General features: G+C 38.8%; 1 protein-coding gene. It reads left to right on the plus strand.

Annotated features, from left to right (window positions below; genetic code table 11):
* Positions 1-100 precede the first annotated feature (100 nt).
* Entirely contained in the window at positions 101-1,150 is a 1,050-nt protein-coding gene (gene pyrC / locus CEX73_RS02270; RefSeq protein WP_101626979.1) for a dihydroorotase, read from the plus strand.
* Positions 1,151-1,283 lie beyond the last annotated feature (133 nt).

The following is a 1,283-nucleotide window of genomic DNA, read 5'->3' on the forward strand; positions in this document are numbered from 1 at the left end:
TTAGTAACGGAGATACCTGTAGCACGAATATTTGCTGACTACTAATATAAATAATATAATAAGATACTTCACACCTCTTAAAGAACAGGAAAATTACTTTATGACGGTACAAACCTTAGAAATAAAAATTCGCAGGCCAGACGATTGGCATGTTCATTTGCGCGATAATGATATGTTACGGACTGTACTACCTTATACTAGTCGTTATTTCGGTCGCGCAATTATTATGCCAAATATTATACCGCCAGTGACAACGATTCGCCAAGCAATAGCTTATCGGAAACGTATTATTGCTGCGCTGCCTACGAGACATAAATTTCAACCTTTGATGACTTGCTACCTTAGTAAATCGCTGACAAAACAGGAACTTGTTGAAGGTTTTAAACAAGAGGTTTTTACTGCTGCAAAACTTTATCCAGCTAACACTACCATAAACTCAAACTATGGCGTTACTAATATCACTACTTTTTATCCGATTTTATCCGCTATGCAAAATATAGGTATACCATTGTTGATTCACGGCGAAGTGAATACCGCAGAAATTGATATCTTCGATCGTGAAGCCCGTTTTATTGAACAAGTTATAGAACCGATACGCCGCCAATTTCAGGCATTAAAAATTGTCTTTGAGCACATAACTACTAAAGAGGCAGTTGACTATGTTCTAGAAGGAGATCGGTATCTTGGAGCAACTGTTACCCCGCAGCATTTAATGTTTAACCGCAACCATATGCTAGTTGGTGGAATTCGTCCTCACCTTTATTGTCTTCCTATTCTGAAACGTAGTAGTCACCAACAAGCGTTGCGCGCCGCAGTGACTAGCGGTTGCGATCGTTTTTTCTTAGGCACAGACACAGCACCACATGCTCGTCATCGTAAAGAGTCAGATTGCGGGTGTGCCGGAGTTTTCAATGCACCAGTAGCACTGCCTGCTTATGCTACTGTTTTTGAAGAGCTTGGTGCACTAGAATACTTTGAAGCATTTTGTTCCCTAAATGGACCGCGTTTTTATGGATTGCCTTTGAATCAAGATTTTATCTCTCTCAAACGTGATAATCATCATCACCCAGAGATGATATCTTTAGCTAATGGAGAGACACTCGTATCTTTTCTAGCACAAGAGTCATTACACTGGACTGTTATTGATTAATATAACTTACACTAAGTAGTGTATGAGAGATAACTCATCGCTTAGTGAGTAGATCTAGATCAGACCAATTACTGTCACTGTAATATTTACTGTATTATTGATATTAATCGAAGTTGATAAACATCAATAGGCG

Source organism: Candidatus Palibaumannia cicadellinicola, from assembly GCF_002855795.1.
Taxonomy (GTDB): Bacteria; Pseudomonadota; Gammaproteobacteria; order Enterobacterales; family Enterobacteriaceae; genus Baumannia; species Baumannia cicadellinicola_C.